Source organism: Marivita lacus, from assembly GCF_014637725.1.
In the GTDB taxonomy this organism is placed as follows: Bacteria; Pseudomonadota; Alphaproteobacteria; order Rhodobacterales; family Rhodobacteraceae; genus Marivita; species Marivita lacus.
Window position 1 is genome coordinate 265,536 of record NZ_BMFC01000004.1, and the last position, 19,512, is coordinate 285,047.

A 19,512-nucleotide genomic window follows, 5' to 3' on the forward strand; every position below is an offset into this window, starting at 1 on the left:
CACCTACCCAGCGCGCGGTCCGCTGTAATCCGCGTCGGACACGTGCTCCATCCAATTGGCCGTCTTGCCGTCGACCGAAGTCTGCACCGCCAGATGGGTCATCGCGCAGTCGGGCGATGCGCCGTGCCAGTGCTTCTCTCCGGGTGCGAACCAGACCGTATCGCCCGGACGCAGCACCTGCACCGGCTGCCCTTCGGACCCGGCCAGCCCCAGACCCGAGACCACGTGCAATGTCTGACCGGCAGGATGCGTGTGCCACGCCGTCCGCGCGCCGGGTTCGAAGGTCACGGACAGGATCTTGACGGCCGACTCATCGTCTCCTGATACAACCGGGTCCATCCGAACGGTGCCGGTGAAATACTCGGGGCTTGGAGATTGCGAAGGCCGGTCTCCGGCGCGGTGGATTTTCATGTCAGGCTCCTTTTTGACTGTGTTGTCCGGGGTATATCAGGCTTTCCCCAACACGCCCGAAAGAAAATGAGCCCGCATTCCACAACCTCTGCGGTCACGCCATCCCGGTCTGCAACCAAGCTTCGGCCTGATCCCGTTCGGTCAGTTCGAACCCCTTGATGTCGATCCCTGGAAACAGCGTGCCCTCGATCTCGGCAGCGTTTCTGATCCACCCGACATCGCACAGCACGGCGCAACGGTCGAACCGGCCCAGAAGCCCGAACATCTTGGGCAGGCGCACCATCTCGACGGCCATCGCCCCGAGATCGGGAAAGGCGAACGAGGTGATCGTATAAAGCATCTTACCCTCGTTCACATCCTGCGACTTGTCCAGCAGGTCATCGAGCCCCTTGGCCATTTCGTCGGAATCGATCTTGCCGGACAGTTCGATATCCACCCGGTTCGGTTCAGGTTTGGTGATGGTCAGCATGGTCGCCTCCTTGAGCTGGAGCCTGAGTCCACACCAGAATCCGTGACACCACCATGACGCAGATCAACCTAAGCAAGAATCCGCTGCAGGAAGACGGCAGGAAAGTCGATGCCGGGGCGCAGTGGCACAACAATGTCGCCCCGTGCCTCAAAACCCATCGCTTCGTAGAACGGGACCGCGGTGCGCGTGCTCTGGCAATGCAGCTGCGACATGCCCGACGCCAGCGCGTGCAGCGCGATATGCTCCATCAGCGACCGCCCGATGCCCTGCCGGGTGCGCCTGTGATCGGTGACGACGTGGCGGATATGGCCGATGCCGCGCGCACCGGGTCTGCCGCCCGGTGCCTGCATCGTCCAGCCGCCCGCGCCGACGATCTCCTGCCCGTCACAGACGACGAAAAAGCTGCCCGACGCGATCAATGCCGGTTGCGCCCGCGAGATCAGCGGCACCGCCGTGACCAGCACCGAAGGCGGGTAATCGTCCTTGAGCAGCGCCGGATAGCTTTGCCCGAACAGCCGGTCCAGCGCCTCGAAATCCGATGCGTCCGCCGGGCGCAATGTCAGCGTGTTTCCCGCCATGTGACCCTCCATCCTGCTGGTTCCTGTGAGGCAACATAGGTCGGAGGACCACAGGCTCCAGCCACTTCGCAGGCAAGTTCGCCCGGTCAGCCATCGGTCCGGGTTGGCCCTGCCGGATCATCGGTCGACCGCACCCGGTACATCGACGCCTCGCCGGTCATGGCGGGGATGAGGCTGTGCGCCAGTCCGGGCGGCACGGCGACCGTATCACCGGGGTTGAGCGCGGTTGTGCCGCCCTCCCAACTCAGCCGCCAGTGACCCCGCACCGGCATCAGCACCTCGTGGTCAGCGACGCTATACATGTCCTCGGGGATCGACCCGCGCGTGATGAAATCCACCTCGAAGCCCGGCCGGTCGCGCAGCTTGGCATCAGGTCCGATCACCTTGGCAGGCTTGCGGCCCGCCAACCCCATCAGATCCCAGTAGCGCGCCACGTGGCCGGGAATGACCTCTGCTGCTGCCGGCTCGGGAAACGCCTTGAGCTGCTCCTCGGTCAGGACCGGCATCGGCTTGACGCCCTCGGGCAACGACTGCCCCGCCTTGGTGTCGTAAAGCTTGCCGTTCTCACCCAGCACCAGCCCGTGATCGCGTGCATCCTCGATCACCTGCGGCGCCCAGATCACCCCGCCCCCGGCATCGTCGCCACCAAGCACCGCCATGATCATCCCGTAATCGGTGCCGATATTCTCGAACCCGCGAAAGATGCCGGTGGGGATGTTGATGATGTCGCCCTGCTCCAGCACCACCTCGCCCGCGGTGCCCCAGCGCCCCCAGAAGAAGCGCCAGCGCCCCGACAGCACAAAGAACACCTCGGCGGTGCGATGGCTGTGCAGCGAATTGCGGCACTTGGGCGGCTGGCCCGCCGCGCCAATGTTGAAGCCCGGCGTTTCGGTGATGTGCACGTGCTGATCGGCGCTTTCCGACACACCGCCGCCGATGATGGTAAAGTTTTCCTTTTGATTGCTGCCCGGCGTATGGGCGTCGATAAAGGCGGTGCGGCAGGGGCGCAGATCGCCGTAACGGACGATGCGGGCTTCCATCTCTTGCGGGGTCATTGGTCTGTTCCCTTTGTGGTGTCAGCCCTGATGGGCCAGAATTTGCATCCAGATCGCGGTCTCGTCGTAGAGCGTCCATTCCCGGCGCAGCCCGCGCGGGCCGAACTCGGCATGGGTGATCCCCATGACATGCACGTCTGCGCCGGTCGGTGCGCCAAAGCTGCCCCACCCGTCATGTGTGCCGCTCAGCGACCAGCGGATCGCGGCGCGCGGCGGCATGTTGGGTTCCTCCATCCCGATCATGTGCTGGATCTTGAACGCCGCAGACGGAAAAGAGGACCGCAGGCCCAGCCAGAACGCATCGACCTCGGCGGTGCCGTGAACGGTCAGACCACCGGGATAGTCCGCCTGCACCGCGCGGTCGTACTGATCGGGGATCACCGACAATTCGCCCGCCATGATCCGCGTCAGCAGCGCCGCAAGGCCCTGCCCCCACTGGTTGTCATTGCCCCGGCCCGTATAGGGGCCCTGCACGTCGATCTCGGGACGGAACGGCTGGGTTTCGGGATCGAGACCGGAAAGACGGGCGCGCGCCCAGTCCTTGACGTCAAAGCCCAGCTGCCGCAGCACCGCGCCATTGTCCCGGATCAGCCATTCGTCGCTGATCATGTTGGCCTTGGCGTAACAATCGGCAATCGCGCGGTACCGCACCTTGCGCCCGGTCGCTGGCCCGAACATCCCGTCGCGCATATGCGTTGCAGTGGACAGGATGCGATGCGACGACAGCATCCCCACCTCGGGTGTACCCGACCAGATCACGTCCTCGCCCAGCAGCACCCGGTCGGGAAATTCCACCAGCGTCGCCATCGTCGCCGCAGTCGAGGCGGGCTCGCCAAACGAGATCCCGCCGGGCATGCGCACGATCACCTCGGGGTGGTAATACTCCTTCATGCGCGCGCCCAGCCCGCGGTCCTCCCAGATCTCCCTGGTGATCCCGAGGATGTAATCGGGGAAATCCGCGAAACGGTTGTCGAACCCTCTCATGCCAAGCCTTCCGGTATGCGGGCCGATCCGCGCAGGATCAGCGGCCCGTCGATTTCTGTCACCTCCGCTTGCGCGGATTTGTCTTCGATTTGGTTAACAAGCGCCGCAACCGTTGCCTTGACCATGCGTCCCACGGGTTGGCGCACGGTGGTCAGGTCGTAGGCCGCAAACCCCGCCATCGGCACATCGTCATAGCCCACGACCGACACGTCGCCGGGGATTTTGAGGCCCAGCGCAGAGCGCAGGTGATCCATCACCGCAAACGCCATGTGATCGTTGCCGACAAACAGCGCATCGACGCCCCTTGCGACCAGCACGTCCGTCGCCCGCACCGCCTCGGCATGGTCATAGCGTCCGTCTTCAATGCCCACCGCCTCCTGCCCCAACTCGGCAAGCCGTGCGACAAACCCCTCGGTCCGGTCGCGCCCGGTGGACGATCCCTGCCAGCCCGCGACATGGCCAATACGCCTGTGCCCCCCCGCCACGAGGAACTCCGCCACCTTTGCCCCGCCCAGCCGGTTGGCCGAGGTGACCTGCGCCAGCCCGCTGCCCGCCTGACCGCGGTTGAACAGCACCACGGGAATGCCCGCCGCCTCGCACCGTGCCGCAAGCGCATCGCCCAGACCGACACTGGCCAGCACGATCCCGTCGACCTGGTGATCCAGCATCTGCTGGATGATCCGGTCCGTATCGGTGTCCCCCGCGCCTTCGGGCAGCGTAAACACCAAGGTATGATAGCCCTCGTCCTGAAACACCCGACTGAACCGCTCCAGCGCGTCGGGGTAGAACGGGTTGCCCAGGTAGGCGACCACCATGCCGATGATCCGGCTGCGCCCCGTGATGAGCGACCGCGCCAGCACGTTGGGCCGGTAGCCCAAAGCCTCGGCCGCTTCGCGCACCTTGTCCGACGTGGCCTTGCTGGCCGATGCGCCGGAAAACACCCGGCTCACCGCCGACTGGCTGACCCCGGCGCGGGCGGCCACATCGAAAGAGGTGACGCGCCGTGTCATCCCGCCGTCCATCCGCCATCGACAAGGATCGACGTGCCGGTGACCAGCGCGCTCGCATCCGAAGCCAGAAACAGGCACGCGCCCATCACATCCTCGACCTGCCCCACGCGCGGCAGCTTGATCTTGGCCTCGATCCACGCGCGCTTTTCCGGATCGTCAAAGGTGGGCTTGGTCAGGTCCGTCAGGATGAAGGTCGGGCAGATCGTGTTGACACGGATGCTCTGCGGGCCCCATTCGATCGCCATCGCCTTGGTCATGCCCTCGACGGCGTGTTTGGTTCCGCAATAGACCGCGCGGTCAATGCCGCCGACATGGGCCATCTGGCTGGAGATCTGGATGATCGACCCACCACGACCGACCATCTGCCGCGCCGCAGCCTGTGCCAGGAAATAGGCCGCCTTGATGTTGACTGCCGCCACCGCATCGAAATCCTCGGGTGTGGTTTCCAGCGCCGGGCTGTGCCGCGCGAGGCCCGCCGAATTGACCAGCACGTCTACCGGCCCGATCGCGTCAAAGGCATCACGCACCGCTGCGACATCCGTCACATCCAGCACCAGTGCCTCGGCACTGAACCCGGCCTGCGCCATCTCGTTCACCGCCGCCTGCACCTGCACCGCGTTGCGCGCCGCCACGATCACATGCGCGCCTGCTTCGGCCAGTGCAACGGCACAGCCAAAGCCAATGCCGCGCGACCCGCCAGCGACCAGCGCCCGCTTGCCATCCAGACGAAACGACGGGGTTCTGGGCAGGGTCATGAGGCGTCTCCGTGGATTTGCATAGGTGTGCAAAATCAGGCTATCGCGGCACAGTGGCCCTGTCCAGCCCCCGCATCACGGATAGGCGATGCCCCGAAACGGCGGGAAATCGACATAACGCGCGGCGCGCTGCCCGGGTGCCTCGGAGGGCTCCGCGCCCGCCCGAACCAATGTCCCTTTCGGCGCGATATAGCTGTCGATGCGCCGGGGCGGATCAGGCCGCCACGAGATGTTGAAGGCGCAGAGCTTAGGAAAGAACCACGTTTCGGCAAAGGGCAGATGATCATACAGCCACCACGCCAGATCGCGCCAGTCGCGCCCCTGCTCATAGCGGTCGGCAAACCACGGGATCACGATGCTCGCGCCCGCGACCTCCACCTCCGGCCTGTCCCAGATATGGCATTCCAGCGGATACGCGTTGCGCGCGCAGTTCAACCCGTTCTCGTTGCCGAACGTATTGAGCATGGCCGACCGATAGCCTGACCGCACCGCGATACGCCCGAATGTCTCCTGCAACGGATCAAGCAAGGTTTCGCAAAACGCCCGCCCCCGCGCGATAGCCAGATCGGGATCGTCGGGAATGTTCTGGATCTGATGAAAATTCCCGATCTCGGAATAGAGAAACTCCCGCATGTAGAAATGCCGCGACAACCGGACCCGGCCCAGTGTCTCGAGGCTCCACATGCTTTGGGGTCGTCTCAATACCCGTTCCAGCGGAACGCGCCATCGCCCTCGCGCAAGGGCGAAAACGGGTTATGCGCCACTTCCCAGATATGGCCTTCCGGGTCGCTGAAATAGCCGTGGTAGCCGCCCCAGAACACATCCTGCGGCGGCTTCAACACGGTACCACCTGCGGCCTCGACCCGCCCCATGACGTCATCCACCCCCGCCCGGTCCGGTGTGTTGTAGCCCAAGGTCAGCGCCCCGCGCCCCAACTGAGCCACGTCGATCCCGATATCCTCGGCCAGCTTGTCCAGCGGATACAGCCCCAAGGTCTGCCCCAGCAAGTCATAGGCGATCACGCCGTCCTGCGTCTCGACACGTGCCCAGCCCAGCGCGTCGTAAAACGCCGCCGCCTTGTCCGCATCCATCACGCCCAGCGTGATCAGCGATATCCTCTGCTCCATGCCAGCTCCTTCATCCGGGCAAACACATCCACCCCGATCTGAGCGTACACATCCAGCAGGTCCACGAGAACCCAGTTTTCGCGGATCAGCCCGTGCTCCAGCCGCCAGAAATCCAGACTGCGCAAGGTGATCCGTCGCCCTGTCGGCGGCAGGCCCAGCCAGCCGTCCCCGGTCAGGGTCTGTTGCATGTTGGGCCAGCCGGTCACGCCGACATAGGTCCCCTCGGCCATGAAATGATGCGTTGTGCCCTCGGGATGCTGCCCCCTGTCGGGCATGGCGTTCAGGAACGGGATCTGGTGGAACCGCCGAAACTCCTCCACCCCGCGCGCCGTGCCGATCCCCGCAGGCCCGTACCACATGAACTTCGGATGCCAGAACCGCTCCAACTCCATCACCGCCGGTCCACCCTGCGCCGGGTGCCGTATCATCGCGGTCAGCATGTCGATCACATGCTGCGCGCTCGCCTCCGACAAAGCCGGATCATGCGGCCCCAGCCCGTCCTGCGTCATCGGGGCGGGCGCATGGAGGAACCGCCCCAACTGCGGCGCCATCGGCCAGACCCCGGCCTGCATCATCATCTCGGGAATGTCCCAGACCGCCTGCATCTCGGCGCAAGAACCATCCTCGATCCGGTAGAACTCGTGAAACCGCATCACAGCACTGCGGCCGGTCGACGGGATACCCAGCCAGGGCGCAGTCCACCGCCCCGCATAGTGCCCACCCGAGCCGACCCAAAGCGCGCCATCCGCATCAAAGCCCGCAATGCGGATCACCTCCTGCCGCTCCAGATCGGGCAGTGCTGCCTGAAACGGCGCAAACACATCCGCAACAAACGCCTCTGCCCCGTGCAGGTCGCCAAACGGATGGCACATCCGAAACAGAGCCTCCGGCGCAACCTGCGCAAGCGCCGCCTCAACGCCATCGCAATCCCGCATCGCCGCAAACACCGGCGCCATCACTGCCTTCGCGTCCTCGACCTCAGACATGAGGCCCCCTTGCTTCTTCTTTTCCCAAATATGCCGGGGTCTGGGGTGGAACCCCAGTGTTTCCGTCAACGGAAACAGACGATGCGTCGACGCATCGTCTCCCGCCCAAACTCACTCCGCCGCGTCTCGATAGGGCGCGCCTTCACCGTAAGGCACGTTCACCCCGCCATAGCGCCGCACCCGCACGTTGCACTGCTCGGCATGACCGACAAACCCCTCGAGCATGCACAGCCGCGAGCCGTATTCCCCGATCAGCGTCGCCGCCTCGTCGGTTGTGATCTTCTGATAGGAGTGGGTTTTCAGAAACTTGCCGACCCAAAGCCCGCCGGTATAGCGCCCGGCCTTCCGCGTCGGCAGGGTATGGTTGGTCCCGATCACCTTGTCGCCGTTCGACACATTGGTCCGCGCGCCAAGGAACAGCGCGCCGTAGCAGGTCATGTTCTCCAGATACCAATCGTCGCGGTCGGTCATCACCTGCACGTGCTCGGAGGCGATGTCGTTGGCGACTGCCAGCATCTCTTCATGGTCAGCGCAGAGGATCACCTCGCCATAGTCGCGCCAACTGACCGATGCCGTGTCCCGCGTCGGCAGGATTTCCAGCAGCCGGTCCACCTCTTTCAACGTCTCTTCCGCCAGCTTGCGCGAATGGGTTACCAGCACGGCGGGCGAATTATACCCGTGCTCCGCCTGCCCCAGCAGATCGGTCGCGCAGATCTCGGCATCCACCGTGTCGTCTGCGATCACCATTGTCTCGGTTGGCCCAGCGAACAGATCAATGCCCACACGCCCGAATAGCTGCCGCTTTGCCTCGGCCACAAACGCATTGCCCGGCCCGACAAGCATATGCACCGGATCAATCGTTTCCGTGCCGATCGCCATGGCACCGACCGCCTGTATCCCGCCCAGCACGTAGATTTCATGCGCTCCGCCCAGATGCATCGCGGCGATCACCGCCGGGTTGGGTTTGCCCTGCCAGGGCGGCGTACAGGCGATGATCCGTGGCACACCCGCGACAGACGCGGTCGCTACCGACATATGAGCCGAGGCCACCATCGGGAACTTGCCACCGGGCACGTAACAGCCCACCGACTGCACCGGGATGTTCTTGTGACCAAGGATCACGCCGGGCATCGTCTCGACCTCGATATCCAGCATCGAGTCGCGCTGCGCCTGCGCGAAATTCCGCACCTGCGCCTGCGCAAAGGTGATGTCGGCCAATTCGCGCGGGGTCAATTCTGCGATCAGCGCATCAATTTCGCCCTGCGTCAGGCGAAAGCTGTCGGGCGTGTAATTGTCGAATTTCGCCGCCAGGTCGCGCACCGCCGCATCGCCGCGCGCTTCGATATCGGCCAGCGTCGCCTCGACCACGGCGCGGGTCTTTGCGTCATCCTCGGCGCGTTCGGTCTCGGGTTTGCCCCGTTTGAGATAGTCGGCCATGGTCCCTCCCCGGATCAGATGTCCGACTCAGCATAGCGGGGCGTGCCGCCCTCTCAAGCGATTTTTGCATACGATTGCAACATTACCCCTCAGCCCAGAACCTCAAGGATCGCCTGTTCGATATGGCGCAGGTTCGCTGGCTCGGAAAAGCGGTGATCCGTGCCCTTGACCAGCGTCAACCGCAGGTCGGGGCTGTCGATATGGTCCAGGAGCCGCAGCGCGGTTTCACGGCTGACGGCGGTATCTTCGGTTCCCTGAACCAGCCGCACCGGATAGGGCATCGGCAAAGGCGACCGAAGGACAAGATGGTCGCGCCCGTCCTCGATCAGCCGGCGCGTGACGATATAGGGATCGCCGTAGTCCGAGGGCAGCGCGATCCGCCCCTCCTCCATCACCTGTCGGCGCTCATCCTCGGAAAACCCGGCCCAGAACCCGTCCTCGGTAAAGTCGGGCGCGGCCGCGATGCCGACAAAGCCCACCACACGGTCCATGCGCTGCGTCAGCAAAGACGCGATCCAGCCGCCCATGGACGATCCCACCAGAACCACCGGACCGTCACACGTGGCTTCTATCACCGCCTGCGCATCGCGCGCCCAGTCTCCGATGCACCCGTCTTCGAACACGCCGCCCGACACGCCGTGCCCCGAATAGTCGAACCGCAGGAACGCCCGGCCCTGCGCCTTGGCCCAGGCCTCCAGATGCACCGCCTTGGTGCCCTCCATGTCGGATTTGTAGCCCGAGAGGAACACGATGGCCGGCCCTTCGCCGTCGGTCTTGGCATAGGCCAGCAGGGTTCCATTGGGTCCGTCGATCTGCTGAATGGATGTCACATCTGCCTCCGCTTGCGTTTGCGGCGCAGTTTACGCAAAGCGCACCGGAACCCAAGGGGGCGCGGAGATCCTAGCCGGTTTCGACCTCGTCCAGCCGCAGTGCAAGCACCCCGCCCGCAAGCGACAGCACCACGAACCCGATCAGCGCAGCGACCGGACCCGCAAGGGCAAGCAGCCCGCCGAACGCCCCGGTGACCAACAACAGCACCCCGATGGCCGTATTGGCCAAGGCCGCATAAGACGACCGCGCGTCTTCGGGGGCCATGTCGACAAGATAGACCGACCGCGCCGACCGCACGCCCTGATAGGACAGCATGAAGAAGAACAGGATCACCGGGATCACCCAGACAGTTTGCGCCCACCCGCTCAACTCGGCCAAAACGGCGAGCGTGGCAAACCCGGCCGCCAGCAGTCCCGACAGGAACAGCACCTTGCGCGAGGATTTGTCCGACAGGCGGCCCCAGACATACGACCCGGCAAAGGCCGCCGCCGCCGATGCCAGAAGCAATGCACCCAACCCCTGCAAGGCCGATTGCTCGCCGCCCAGCAGCACGAAATAGGGCGGCGCCAGCGCCGTGACCGTCAACAATCCGCGCACCGCGATGAACAGGCGGAACTGCCTGTCTTCTTTCAACGGAGTCAGATCGAACATGGTGCTTTCAACCTCTTCCGACGCCTGTTCCTCGAGCCCTGAAAACAGCATCGCCGCCACGATCCAGAGCACGGAGGCCAGAGCGATGGCGACAATCACCGGCGTCACGTCGCGCAACACGCCAGACAGCAGCAGTCCCGCAAAGATCAGCACGGCAATCGATGCGGTGGACCCGGCCACACCCGTGACGGCCCCGCGGCGGGTTTTCTGCACCGTCTTGCCCAGAATATCCTTGTAGCTGACCGAACAGGCCGCCCGCGACACCGCCAACACCGCCAGCGCTCCGCACAGGGCCAACCCGGCGGCGAGCCCCTCCATCGTCAGCGCGATGACCACGATGGCCAGTGCCGCGATGCCCTGCCCCGCGGACCCAAGGACCCAGGCCCATTTGCGATGCTTCATCGCTTCGACCCGGCCCGCGAACAGGATCTGCGGCAGCAACGCCCCCGACTCGCGGATCGGAACCAAAAGCCCCGTCAGCGCGGCAGGCGCGCCCAGCGACCCGGCCAACCAGCTGAGCACCAGCTTGGGGTCGATCAGCCCGTCCGCCACCTTGGTCAGCGACAGGCTCACCATGTGCCGCACCCCGTTGCGCGCCTCGCGATCCCGGACCGACGCGTCGGCCCCCGTGATCTCTTCATAGACGTCGGTGACGGGATGGGTCATGCGGCTCGGCTCCTCGGGCTAGCATCAACCGCGTGCAAACGCCCAAAACGACAAAGAGTTCCTGAACACCTCGAAACAAGTGTGAAAACATGACCTTGGTAAAGATTACACTCCATTAAGTTACCCTATTGTCACGTGACTAAAGAATCACGTATAGTCACTTTCATGGACATGATCTTCAAAGCCCTCAACGACCCCGCCCGCCGCGCGCTGCTCGACAGTTTGCGACGCAAGGACGGGCAGACGCTCACCGAACTGGAAGAGCAGCTCGACATGAGCCGGTTCGGCGTGATGAAGCACCTCAAGGTTCTCGAAGACGCCCATCTTGTCATCCCGCGCAAACAGGGGCGGTTCAAATACCATTACCTGAACCCCCTGCCCCTGCAGGACATGTTCGACCGTTGGGTCGCGCCCTTCCTGCAACCGCAAACGCGGATGGTGAGCGATTTGAAATCCCGATTGGAAAGAGAGACCAGAATGGGAAAACCCGATTTCATGATGCAGACCTTCATCCGCTGTTCGCAGGATGCGCTGTGGGACGCGCTGACCAAGGCCGACCAGATGGCCGCCTATCACTTCATGTACAACGAGGTGCGCGGCGACGCGCGCCCCGACAACGTGACCGAATTCATCATGCCCGATGGCACCCCGATGCTGCGGCAGGTCACGACCGAGATGGACCCCAAGACCCGCATCGCCATGACGTTCGAGCCGTTGTTCATGGGTCCGAACGCGCCCGCGTCCCACTTTGTCTACCTGATCGAACCGCAAGGCGAGACCTGCAAGCTGACCATCGAACATTACGATCTGGCACCGGGGCAGGAAGGCTTTGCCGAAGGTTGGGCGCGACTGGCGGCATCGCTCAAGTCGTATCTGGAAACCGGTACCGCCCTCAAGATGGCAAGCTGAAGGACAGCCCCAATGACCAAACCAGATTTCATGATGCAGACCTACATCCGCTGTTCGCAGGATGCGCTCTGGGACGCGCTGACCTCGGCCGACGCCGTGGCGAATTACGACTTCCTGGGCCAGAGCGCGAAACGTACCGGCGACACGCTGATCTACTCGACACCTGACGGTTTCGAGACCCTGCACACACGCGAGATCCTGCTCGATCCGAAAACCCGGATCGTCACCAGTTTCGAGCCGAAATGGGAACCCGACGCCAAGACCAGCGAAGTCACGTATCTCATCGAGGCCGAAGGGGATTACTGCAAACTGACGGTCGAGCATCGCGGCTTGGCGCATGATCCGAGCGGCGGCACCGCAGATGGCTGGGTGCGGACATTGTCCGGCCTCAAGACGTGGCTGGAAACCGGCCAGCCGATGCAGTTCGGCGGCGACCACCTGTGGGATGAGCATGAGGGAGAGGCGCCTTAGGGGCGCGGTTACAAAACTGCCTCGTCCCTTTCAGCGGCGTAAAAAGTGAAGAGTGGGTTTTTCAACCCACCTTCACCCGCCGATATAGGCGCCGGACTTGGGGCGGTAAAAGTTCTTCTGGTTGTGCAGACGGCCCAGAAGGTCATTGATCCGCTTCATCGAGGCATCGACCTCGCGGGTGTTCTCGCAAGGGTGCAGCGGGTCCGCGTCCTGTTCGAGAACAGCAGAGTTGAGCGACCGCGAAGTGGTCCGCAATGCGTCCTCGATCAGCTCCATGTCGTCGACCGTCAATTCGAATTGCGTGTTGTATCCGGGCATTGTCTGCTCCCCCGTTCTGTATGACGCAAAAGTTTCCGATAGTGGAATGTCGTTATACATAGCAATTGCGTCGCTTTCGTCCATAGCAATCCGCATCGGCAAGTCATTGATTCAAAACGCTTTCCCATAATACATTGGTATACCGCGAAAGAATCTTTCGTGGCTGCATACAAAACTCGCGACTCACCCGGTCGATAGACCATCCGCATCTTGACGCGCCGCACCCCCGCTGCCACAAGCCGCGCACGATACATAACCCGCAACCGGGCGTTCCGTGGGCGCCAAACTGACGAGGAGCTGCGCCAATGAGCCAGATTTCCCTGACCTTCCCCGATGGCACTGTACGCGAGTTCGACAAGGGTGTGACCCCTGCCGAAGTGGCCGAGAGCATCTCCAAATCCCTGTCCAAGAAGGCGATTTCCGCCACCGTGGACACCGCGCACTGGGACCTGCAATGGCCCATCGAGGCCGACAGCCGCATCGCCATCAACACGATGCAGGATGACGCCCCCGCGCTCGAACTGATCCGGCATGACCTTGCCCACATCATGGCGCGCGCCGTGCAGGAGATCTGGCCGGACGTCAAAGTCACCATCGGCCCGGTGCGCGACAATGGCTGGTTCTATGATTTCGACCGCAAGGACCCGTTCACGCCCGAAGACCTCGGCACCATCGAAAAGCGGATGAAGGACATCATCAACGCCCGCGATACCGTGCGCACCGAGCTTTGGACGCGCGAGAAGGTGCGCCAGCACTACACCGACAACGGCGAGCCCTATAAGGTCGAGATCCTCGACCGGATCCCCGAGGGCGAAGACATCCGCATGTACTGGCATGGCGACTGGATGGATCTCTGCCGTGGGCCGCACCTGCAACACACCGGGCAGGTGCCCGCCGATGCGTTCAAGCTGATGAACGTCTCCGCCGCCTATTTCCTCGGCGACAACACGCGGCCCATGCTGCAACGCATCTACGGCGTGGCGTTCAGGAACCGCGACGACCTGAAATCCTACCTCACCTTCCTTGAAGAAGCCGAAAAGCGCGACCACCGCCGTCTTGGCCGCGAGATGAACCTGTTTCACATGCAGGAAGAAGCGCCGGGCCAGATCTTCTGGCACCCGAACGGCTGGACCATCTACACCCAGTTGCAGGATTACATGCGCCGCAAGCAGCAGCGCGGCGGCTATGTCGAGGTGAACACCCCGCAGGTGGTGGACCGCAAGCTGTGGGAGGCCTCGGGCCACTGGGAGAAGTACCAGGACCACATGTTCATCGTCGAAGTCGACGAAGAGCATGCCCGCGAAAAGGCGGTCAACGCGCTCAAGCCGATGAACTGTCCCTGCCACGTCCAGATCTTTAACCAGGGGTTAAAGTCTTACCGAGATCTTCCCCTGCGTATGGCCGAATTCGGCTCGTGCGCTAGATACGAGCCATCCGGTGCGCTGCACGGTATCATGCGCGTCCGCGGGTTTACCCAGGATGACGCTCATATCTTCTGTAGAGAGGACCAGATCCAAGATGAAACAAAACGCTTTATCGACTTCCTGTCAGACATCTACCGCGACCTCGGGTTTGAGCAGTTCAAGATCAAGTTCTCCGACCGTCCGGACACCCGCGCCGGTTCGGACGAAGTCTGGGACAAGTCCGAAAGCGCCCTCAAGGCGGCCACGGCTGCCGCAGGTTGCGAGTTCGAGCTGAACCCCGGCGAAGGCGCGTTTTACGGTCCCAAGCTGGAATTCGTTCTGACCGATGCGATCGGCCGGGACTGGCAATGCGGCACCTTGCAGGTGGATTTCGTGCTGCCCGAACGGCTGGACGCCACCTATATCGGCCAGGACGGCGCACGGCATCGTCCGGTGATGCTGCACCGCGCGTGCCTCGGGTCGTTCGAACGGTTCATCGGCATCCTGATCGAGGAACACGCCGGCAAGCTGCCCTTCTGGCTGGCCCCGCGTCAGGTGGTCGTCGCCTCCATCGTGTCCGAGGCGGATGACTATGTGCACGAGGTCGTCGCAGCCCTGACCAAGGCCGGTGTCCGTGCAGAGGCGGATATCCGCAACGAGAAGATCAACTACAAGGTTCGCGAACACAGCGTCGGCAAGGTTCCGGTGATTCTGGCCATCGGCCACCGCGAGGTCGAAGAGCGCACCGTGACCGTTCGGAGGCTCGGTGAGAAACAGACGGCTGTAACATCTCTGACCGAAATCGTGAGCAGCCTCGGGACAGAGGCGACTCCTCCCGATCTTCTGTAACATTTGAGCGCAGCAATCCTTCAAAAAGGCCCCGTCATAATTGCGGGGCCTTTCGTTTTTCCCCAAATTACAGCAATAAATCGCACGCCGGGGGTTCACCTGTCGTCACGCACGCGTGAAACACACCGCCGTGAATAGCGCGGCAGCCTGCCGCAGGGCATGTTCGGTTCATCGGCGTCGCTGACGTTACGTCGACCCAGTTCAACTCGTAAGGTAACCAGAAGGACCCTCTCATGTCGAAGACACTCAAGACCGCTGCGATCGTTGGTGCCGTTGCTGCAAGCTTCGCCGCCTACTCCACCACCGCCACCGCCCAAGCCAAGGAAAAGTGCTTTGGCGTCTCTCTGGCAGGTCAGAACGACTGCGCCGCAGGTCCGGGCACAACCTGCGCCGGTTCCTCGACCGTCGACTACCAGGGCAACGCCTGGACCCTGGTCGATGCAGGCACCTGCGCCGAAATCGAACTGCCCGCGATGGCCGACGGCTCGGCGCGTACCGGCTCGCTCGAAGAGCTTGGCCGCGACCTGCCGCAGGGCTGATTTTTCGGGCAGGTCGGTGTATGCTCCGACCTGCCGCTTCAAATCGTAGGCCGGGCTTCTGCCCGGCTTATCCCGAAAGAGACATGCCATGCCTGACGCCTCACATGCCTTTCCGCATCTGCCGCATCTGCCCGGTGTCGGCTACAAAGCGCAGCATTTCACTGATATCATGACCGACCCCGCCCCGGTTGGCTGGCTGGAAATCCATGCCGAGAACTACATGGGCGATGGTGGACGACCGCTGGCACAGTTGCGTGTGTTGTCCGAGCGGTTCCCCATGTCCGTCCACGGCGTCGGCCTGTCCATCGGTGGCGAGGGACGGCTTGACCCGGACCACCTTGCCCGGCTCAAACACCTGTGCGACTGGCTCAACCCCGCCAGCTTTTCCGAACATCTGGCGTGGTCGACCCATGACAGTCATTTCCTGAACGACCTGCTGCCCCTGCCCTACACGAGCGCGACCCTGACCCGCGTTGCCGATCACATCGACGAGGTACAGAGCCTGCTGGGCCGCCGGATGCTGCTGGAGAACCCGTCTTCCTATCTGGCCTTTGCCGAAAGCACGTATTCTGAAACCGATTTCCTCGCCGAGATCGTGCGTCGCACTGGCTGTGGCCTGCTGCTGGACGTCAACAACGTGTTCGTGTCGGCGACCAATCTCGACTATTCGCCGCAAGGCTATATCGACGCCTATCCGCTTGACGCTGTTGGAGAAATCCATCTTGGCGGTCATGACGAGGACGAGGATGACTTTGGTGCACCTTTGCTGATCGACAGCCACGGGCGCGAGGTGGTGGACCCGGTCTGGGCGCTGCTCGATTACGCGCTGGCCAAATCCGGACCGAAACCCGTGCTCGTGGAATGGGACACAGATGTGCCCGACTGGCCGGTGCTGGCCGACGAGGCACGGCGCGCGTCACAGGCGCTTTCACGGGTGCTGGTGTGACTGTGCAGACCGCGTTTCGCGCCGGTCTTCTGAACCCGGCGCACCCGGTCCCCGAAGGCCTGACCGATGGTCACGCCCAGCCCGCCGGACGCCGCTACGGCGTCTATCGCAACAATGTCACCGTATCCCTGCGTGACGCTCTGGCCACAGGGTTTCCATCGCTGATCAGCCTGATCGGCCGCGAGAATTTCGACCACGTGGCCCGCGCCCACCTGCGGCAATCGCCGCCCACGTCGCCGTTGATGATGCATTACGGGGCCGGTCTGCCGGATTTCGTGGCGACGCTGGAGCAGCTCGAACACCTGCCCTATCTCGCCGATGTCGCCCGGATCGACGTGGCGATGAGGCAAAGCTATCACGCCGCCGACAGCACCGGGATCGACCCCACGCTGTTGCAATCGCTCGACGAGGAGAGCCTGCTGGCCGCGCGCTTCGGCTTCGCGCCGTCGATGATCCTGCTGCGGTCGCAGTTTTCGATCGGGTCGATCTGGCACTACAGCCTGCGCGGCGGTGACAAACCCTCGGGACACCCGGAAGACGTGGTGATCCTGCGCGCCGAATATGACCCTGAACCCTTCATCCTTGGCACCGGCGCCGGGGACGTGCTGCACGCGTTGCACAGCGGCACCCCCTTTGGTGAGGCCATCGAATTGGGCGGGGAAGATTTCGACCTTGCCGCGCTTCTGAACCTGCTGCTGTCACAACATGCCATCACCGCCGTTGACCATTGAATTCCCTTGATCCGAAAGACCGCCGCCATGGACCGCCTTGCCCACCTGCACAACTCAATCTTCAACGCCATCGAACGCAACCTTGACGGTCTGGTTCCGCTGCTTGCGCGGTTCGTCTTTGCCGCAACGCTGCTGATGTATTTCTGGGCGTCGGGCCTGACCAAGCTGGGCGACGGGATCATGGGCATCTTCGTGCCGTCGACCGGTGCCTATGCGCAGATTTTCCCAAAGCAGATGGAGGCGGTGGTCTATGACGTGTCGCAGCTTGGCATCTTTCACTGGGCGGTGGTTGTCGCGGGCACATGGGCGGAATTCATCCTGCCACTGCTGATCGTGATCGGATTGTTCACCCGGCTGGCTGCACTGGGAATGATCGGCTTTGTCGTCGTGCAATCGCTGACCGACCTTTACGGCCATGGCGGCATCGCCCATGCCGAAACACTGGGCGCATGGTTCGACCGGGTGCCGGACAGCGTGATCCTTGATCAGCGCGCGTTCTGGATGCTGATCCTTGTCACGCTGGTGATCAAGGGGGCGGGTGCGCTGTCGCTGGATCGCATCCTGTCGCGTCAGATCCTTGGAACGCCCGCAGCTGCCTGAGCCTCAGCCTGCCCCCCCTTGTACCTTGGGCCATGTCCGTTATCTCTGACGGGAAAACAGTCAGGGGGCGACATGTCGGATCGAACGGTACTCGGGATCAGCGGCGCGGAGGCGCGGGATTTCCTGCAGGGGCTTGTGACCAATGACGTGGCCAAGCTGGAGCACGGGCTTGTCTATGCCGCGATGCTGACCCCGCAGGGCAAGTACCGCGCAGATTTCTTTCTGGTGCCGATGGGCGACGCGATCCTGCTCGATGTGGACAGCGCCCTCGCCCCCGACCTGAAACAGGCGCTGACGATGTACAAGCTGCGCTCGAAGGTCGAGATCACCGAGACCGACCGCGTGGTGACCCGTGGTCTGGGTGACGCGCCCGAGGGCGCCTTTGCCGATCCGCGCGACCCGACACTGGGCTGGCGCGGGTATGACGGGCAGCCGGGCGATGACAGCGTCGATTGGGACGCTGTGCGCGTCGCGGCTCTCGTCCCGCAAAGCGGGGTCGAGCTGACGCCCGACAGTTTCATTCTGGAGATGGGGTTCGAGCGCCTGAACGGCGTGGATTTCCGCAAGGGCTGTTATGTCGGGCAGGAAGTCACCGCGCGGATGAAGCACAAGACCGAGCTGCGCAAAGGTCTGGCAAAGGTGGCCGTCGAGGGCAGCGCGCCGGTGGGCACGGATATCACCGTCGATGACAAACCGTCAGGCACGCTTTTCACGCAGGCGGGTGGTCAGGGGCTGGCCTATCTGCGGTTTGACCGTGCGGGCGAGGACATGCGCGCGGGCGATGCGACGGTGCGGCTGGTCGAGAAAGCCTGAGCCGGGCAAACGCCCGGCCGACGCGTTTGGGCCGGTCGGGGCAAAGCCCGCCGGTTGGATGTGGTGCAGGCCGGGGCTTCAGCCCGGCGCTCTGGTCCTGTTCAGTGAAGAAGAAGCGGCGCCGCCCTCTTGGGCCTGACGGTTCTCTCTTCTGCCGGGGTGTCCCCCGTGACCTGTCTGAAACCGGTTTCTCGCGGTCGGGCCTTGTGAGCCCACGAGAGATCGTCAGTTCATGTGTCGCGGCATGGGAGTGACCCTTCCCGCTCGGTGCGCACCGTGGGACGGGGTATGGCCCTTGCAGGGTTAATGATCCGGAAACGGGGCGTTCGGAGACAAGCGCATCTGCACGCGCTTGTCGCTGGGTGCGCCGGTTCAGGCGCGCTCGGAATATTCCATCGTTTCGGTGTTCACGATGATCAACTCATCCTGACCGACGAAGGGTGGCACCATGACCTTGACCCCGTTGTCGAGGATCGCGGGCTTGAAGCTGTTGGCCGCTGTCTGGCCTTTGACGATCGGTTCGGTCTCGGAAATCTTGCAGGTCACCTTTTGCGGCAACGTCGCGTTCAGCGCCTCGGATTCGTGGAATTCGACGAGGATGGTCATTCCGTCCTGAAGGAACGGGCGGCGTTCCCCAAGGATGTCGGCCTCCAGTTCGACCTGGTCATAGGTTTCGGTGTCCATGAACACGAGCATGCCGTCGGTTTCATAAAGAAACTGCATATCCTTCTGTTCCAGACGCACGCGCTCGACCTTGTCCGCCGAGCGGAACCGCTCGTTGAGCTTGGACCCGTTGCGCAGATTCTTCATTTCCACCTGCGCAAACGCACCGCCCTTGCCGGGTTTCACATGGTCCACTTTTACGGCGGCCCAGAGACCACCGTTATGTTCCAGCACGTTACCGGGGCGGATTTCGTTACCGTTGATTTTGGGCATGGCTAAACTTTGTCAAAAGGTTGATCCAACTTTGCCA

Annotated in this window: 23 protein-coding genes; 8 read left to right on the forward strand and 15 right to left on the reverse strand. The window is 63.2% G+C overall.

The features are described 5' to 3' along the window. Nucleotides 1–3: 3 nt before the first annotated feature. From IEV82_RS11170 to IEV82_RS11230, 13 genes are all read right to left on the reverse strand, one after another. Nucleotides 4–411 carry a (R)-mandelonitrile lyase gene (locus IEV82_RS11170; protein WP_188482098.1) on the reverse strand — a complete coding sequence of 136 codons (408 nt, stop codon included), beginning with the start codon at nucleotides 409–411 and terminating at the stop codon, nucleotides 4–6. Between the two features lie 94 nt (nucleotides 412–505). Further along, nucleotides 506–880 (reverse strand): SpoIIAA family protein, encoded by a 375-nt coding sequence (locus tag IEV82_RS11175; RefSeq protein ID WP_188482099.1) that lies wholly within the window; start codon nucleotides 878–880, stop codon nucleotides 506–508. A 68-nt stretch (nucleotides 881–948) separates the two neighbouring features. Continuing rightward, nucleotides 949–1,458, reverse strand: a complete 510-nt coding sequence (locus IEV82_RS11180; RefSeq protein WP_188482100.1) for a GNAT family N-acetyltransferase — start codon at nucleotides 1,456–1,458, stop codon at nucleotides 949–951. 86 nt (nucleotides 1,459–1,544) lie between these two features. Further along, complete coding sequence (locus IEV82_RS11185; protein ID WP_188482101.1) at nucleotides 1,545–2,513, reverse strand: cupin domain-containing protein; 969 nt, start codon at nucleotides 2,511–2,513, stop codon at nucleotides 1,545–1,547. A 21-nt stretch (nucleotides 2,514–2,534) separates the two neighbouring features. Further along, nucleotides 2,535–3,497, reverse strand: coding sequence for a nuclear transport factor 2 family protein (locus tag IEV82_RS11190; protein WP_188482102.1), 963 nt, complete (start codon nucleotides 3,495–3,497; stop codon nucleotides 2,535–2,537). Beyond that, complete coding sequence (locus IEV82_RS11195) at nucleotides 3,494–4,507, reverse strand: LacI family DNA-binding transcriptional regulator (protein WP_188482103.1); 1,014 nt, start codon at nucleotides 4,505–4,507, stop codon at nucleotides 3,494–3,496. The genes IEV82_RS11190 and IEV82_RS11195 overlap by 4 nt, the downstream gene beginning before the upstream one ends. Further along, nucleotides 4,504–5,262, reverse strand: a complete 759-nt coding sequence (locus IEV82_RS11200; RefSeq protein ID WP_188482104.1) for an SDR family NAD(P)-dependent oxidoreductase — start codon at nucleotides 5,260–5,262, stop codon at nucleotides 4,504–4,506. Before IEV82_RS11200 ends, IEV82_RS11195 begins: the two co-directional genes overlap by 4 nt. A gap of 75 nt (nucleotides 5,263–5,337) precedes the next feature. Then, entirely contained in the window at nucleotides 5,338–5,946 is a 609-nt protein-coding gene (locus IEV82_RS11205) for a hypothetical protein (RefSeq protein ID WP_188482155.1), read from the reverse strand. Nucleotides 5,947–5,960: 14 nt separating this feature from the next. Continuing rightward, nucleotides 5,961–6,389, reverse strand: a complete 429-nt coding sequence (locus IEV82_RS11210; RefSeq protein ID WP_188482105.1) for a VOC family protein — start codon at nucleotides 6,387–6,389, stop codon at nucleotides 5,961–5,963. After that, a complete protein-coding gene (locus IEV82_RS11215) occupies nucleotides 6,368–7,375 on the reverse strand; it encodes an ester cyclase (protein WP_188482106.1) in 1,008 nt (335 codons plus the stop codon). Before IEV82_RS11215 ends, IEV82_RS11210 begins: the two co-directional genes overlap by 22 nt. Nucleotides 7,376–7,486: 111 nt before the next feature. Next, a complete protein-coding gene (gene hisD, locus IEV82_RS11220) occupies nucleotides 7,487–8,812 on the reverse strand; it encodes a histidinol dehydrogenase (protein WP_188482107.1) in 1,326 nt (441 codons plus the stop codon). 89 nt (nucleotides 8,813–8,901) lie between these two features. After that, nucleotides 8,902–9,633, reverse strand: coding sequence for an alpha/beta hydrolase (locus IEV82_RS11225; RefSeq protein WP_188482156.1), 732 nt, complete (start codon nucleotides 9,631–9,633; stop codon nucleotides 8,902–8,904). A gap of 79 nt (nucleotides 9,634–9,712) precedes the next feature. Continuing rightward, nucleotides 9,713–10,960 (reverse strand): MFS transporter, encoded by a 1,248-nt coding sequence (locus IEV82_RS11230; RefSeq protein WP_188482108.1) that lies wholly within the window; start codon nucleotides 10,958–10,960, stop codon nucleotides 9,713–9,715. Nucleotides 10,961–11,125: 165 nt separating this feature from the next. Between IEV82_RS11230 and IEV82_RS11235 the strand changes: the two genes are divergently transcribed. Both IEV82_RS11235 and IEV82_RS11240 read left to right on the forward strand, forming a co-directional pair. Further along, entirely contained in the window at nucleotides 11,126–11,869 is a 744-nt protein-coding gene (locus IEV82_RS11235) for an ArsR/SmtB family transcription factor (RefSeq protein WP_188482109.1), read from the forward strand. A 12-nt stretch (nucleotides 11,870–11,881) separates the two neighbouring features. Then, entirely contained in the window at nucleotides 11,882–12,340 is a 459-nt protein-coding gene (locus IEV82_RS11240) for an SRPBCC domain-containing protein (protein WP_188482110.1), read from the forward strand. A gap of 72 nt (nucleotides 12,341–12,412) precedes the next feature. Here IEV82_RS11240 and IEV82_RS11245 read toward each other — a convergent pair whose 3' ends face one another. After that, nucleotides 12,413–12,658, reverse strand: a complete 246-nt coding sequence (locus tag IEV82_RS11245; RefSeq protein WP_188482111.1) for a hypothetical protein — start codon at nucleotides 12,656–12,658, stop codon at nucleotides 12,413–12,415. 305 nt (nucleotides 12,659–12,963) lie between these two features. Here IEV82_RS11245 and thrS point away from each other — a divergent pair, with 305 nt between their 5' ends. From thrS to ygfZ, 6 genes are all read left to right on the forward strand, one after another. Next, the gene (thrS, locus tag IEV82_RS11250) at nucleotides 12,964–14,910 is read left to right on the forward strand and encodes a threonine--tRNA ligase (protein ID WP_188482112.1); all 1,947 of its coding nucleotides are present in this window, start codon (nucleotides 12,964–12,966) and stop codon (nucleotides 14,908–14,910) included. A 233-nt stretch (nucleotides 14,911–15,143) separates the two neighbouring features. Then, nucleotides 15,144–15,449 (forward strand): BufA1 family periplasmic bufferin-type metallophore, encoded by a 306-nt coding sequence (locus IEV82_RS11255; RefSeq protein ID WP_188482113.1) that lies wholly within the window; start codon nucleotides 15,144–15,146, stop codon nucleotides 15,447–15,449. Nucleotides 15,450–15,537: 88 nt separating this feature from the next. After that, entirely contained in the window at nucleotides 15,538–16,395 is an 858-nt protein-coding gene (bufB, locus tag IEV82_RS11260) for an MNIO family bufferin maturase (RefSeq protein ID WP_188482114.1), read from the forward strand. Then, entirely contained in the window at nucleotides 16,392–17,126 is a 735-nt protein-coding gene (locus tag IEV82_RS11265) for an HvfC/BufC N-terminal domain-containing protein (protein WP_229747757.1), read from the forward strand. The genes bufB and IEV82_RS11265 overlap by 4 nt, the downstream gene beginning before the upstream one ends. A 27-nt stretch (nucleotides 17,127–17,153) precedes the next feature. Further along, on the forward strand, nucleotides 17,154–17,726 hold the full coding sequence (locus IEV82_RS11270; protein WP_188482116.1) for a DoxX family protein: 573 nt from the start codon (nucleotides 17,154–17,156) through the stop codon (nucleotides 17,724–17,726). A gap of 72 nt (nucleotides 17,727–17,798) precedes the next feature. Continuing rightward, entirely contained in the window at nucleotides 17,799–18,539 is a 741-nt protein-coding gene (gene ygfZ / locus IEV82_RS11275; RefSeq protein WP_188482117.1) for a CAF17-like 4Fe-4S cluster assembly/insertion protein YgfZ, read from the forward strand. 372 nt (nucleotides 18,540–18,911) lie between these two features. Here ygfZ and efp read toward each other — a convergent pair whose 3' ends face one another. After that, a complete protein-coding gene (gene efp, locus IEV82_RS11280) occupies nucleotides 18,912–19,475 on the reverse strand; it encodes an elongation factor P (RefSeq protein ID WP_188482118.1) in 564 nt (187 codons plus the stop codon). Nucleotides 19,476–19,512 lie beyond the last annotated feature (37 nt).

What these genes read in the sequence shown, in the direction of transcription:
- IEV82_RS11210 (WP_188482105.1), bottom strand. Translation starts at nt 6,389, where the DNA reads ATGGAGCAGAGGATATCGCTGATCACGCTGGGCGTGATGGATGCGGAC.
- thrS (WP_188482112.1), top strand. Translation starts at nt 12,964, where the DNA reads ATGAGCCAGATTTCCCTGACCTTCCCCGATGGCACTGTACGCGAGTTC.
- efp (WP_188482118.1), bottom strand. Translation starts at nt 19,475, where the DNA reads ATGCCCAAAATCAACGGTAACGAAATCCGCCCCGGTAACGTGCTGGAA.
- IEV82_RS11270 (WP_188482116.1), top strand. Translation starts at nt 17,154, where the DNA reads ATGGACCGCCTTGCCCACCTGCACAACTCAATCTTCAACGCCATCGAA.
- IEV82_RS11175 (WP_188482099.1), bottom strand. Translation starts at nt 880, where the DNA reads ATGCTGACCATCACCAAACCTGAACCGAACCGGGTGGATATCGAACTG.
- IEV82_RS11205 (WP_188482155.1), bottom strand. Translation starts at nt 5,946, where the DNA reads ATGTGGAGCCTCGAGACACTGGGCCGGGTCCGGTTGTCGCGGCATTTC.
- IEV82_RS11195 (WP_188482103.1), bottom strand. Translation starts at nt 4,507, where the DNA reads ATGACACGGCGCGTCACCTCTTTCGATGTGGCCGCCCGCGCCGGGGTC.
- IEV82_RS11190 (WP_188482102.1), bottom strand. Translation starts at nt 3,497, where the DNA reads ATGAGAGGGTTCGACAACCGTTTCGCGGATTTCCCCGATTACATCCTC.
- bufB (WP_188482114.1), top strand. Translation starts at nt 15,538, where the DNA reads ATGCCTGACGCCTCACATGCCTTTCCGCATCTGCCGCATCTGCCCGGT.
- IEV82_RS11200 (WP_188482104.1), bottom strand. Translation starts at nt 5,262, where the DNA reads ATGACCCTGCCCAGAACCCCGTCGTTTCGTCTGGATGGCAAGCGGGCG.
- IEV82_RS11245 (WP_188482111.1), bottom strand. Translation starts at nt 12,658, where the DNA reads ATGCCCGGATACAACACGCAATTCGAATTGACGGTCGACGACATGGAG.
- IEV82_RS11255 (WP_188482113.1), top strand. Translation starts at nt 15,144, where the DNA reads ATGTCGAAGACACTCAAGACCGCTGCGATCGTTGGTGCCGTTGCTGCA.
- IEV82_RS11170 (WP_188482098.1), bottom strand. Translation starts at nt 411, where the DNA reads ATGAAAATCCACCGCGCCGGAGACCGGCCTTCGCAATCTCCAAGCCCC.
- IEV82_RS11240 (WP_188482110.1), top strand. Translation starts at nt 11,882, where the DNA reads ATGACCAAACCAGATTTCATGATGCAGACCTACATCCGCTGTTCGCAG.
- IEV82_RS11235 (WP_188482109.1), top strand. Translation starts at nt 11,126, where the DNA reads ATGGACATGATCTTCAAAGCCCTCAACGACCCCGCCCGCCGCGCGCTG.
- IEV82_RS11180 (WP_188482100.1), bottom strand. Translation starts at nt 1,458, where the DNA reads ATGGCGGGAAACACGCTGACATTGCGCCCGGCGGACGCATCGGATTTC.
- hisD (WP_188482107.1), bottom strand. Translation starts at nt 8,812, where the DNA reads ATGGCCGACTATCTCAAACGGGGCAAACCCGAGACCGAACGCGCCGAG.
- IEV82_RS11230 (WP_188482108.1), bottom strand. Translation starts at nt 10,960, where the DNA reads ATGACCCATCCCGTCACCGACGTCTATGAAGAGATCACGGGGGCCGAC.
- IEV82_RS11215 (WP_188482106.1), bottom strand. Translation starts at nt 7,375, where the DNA reads ATGTCTGAGGTCGAGGACGCGAAGGCAGTGATGGCGCCGGTGTTTGCG.
- IEV82_RS11185 (WP_188482101.1), bottom strand. Translation starts at nt 2,513, where the DNA reads ATGACCCCGCAAGAGATGGAAGCCCGCATCGTCCGTTACGGCGATCTG.
- ygfZ (WP_188482117.1), top strand. Translation starts at nt 17,799, where the DNA reads ATGTCGGATCGAACGGTACTCGGGATCAGCGGCGCGGAGGCGCGGGAT.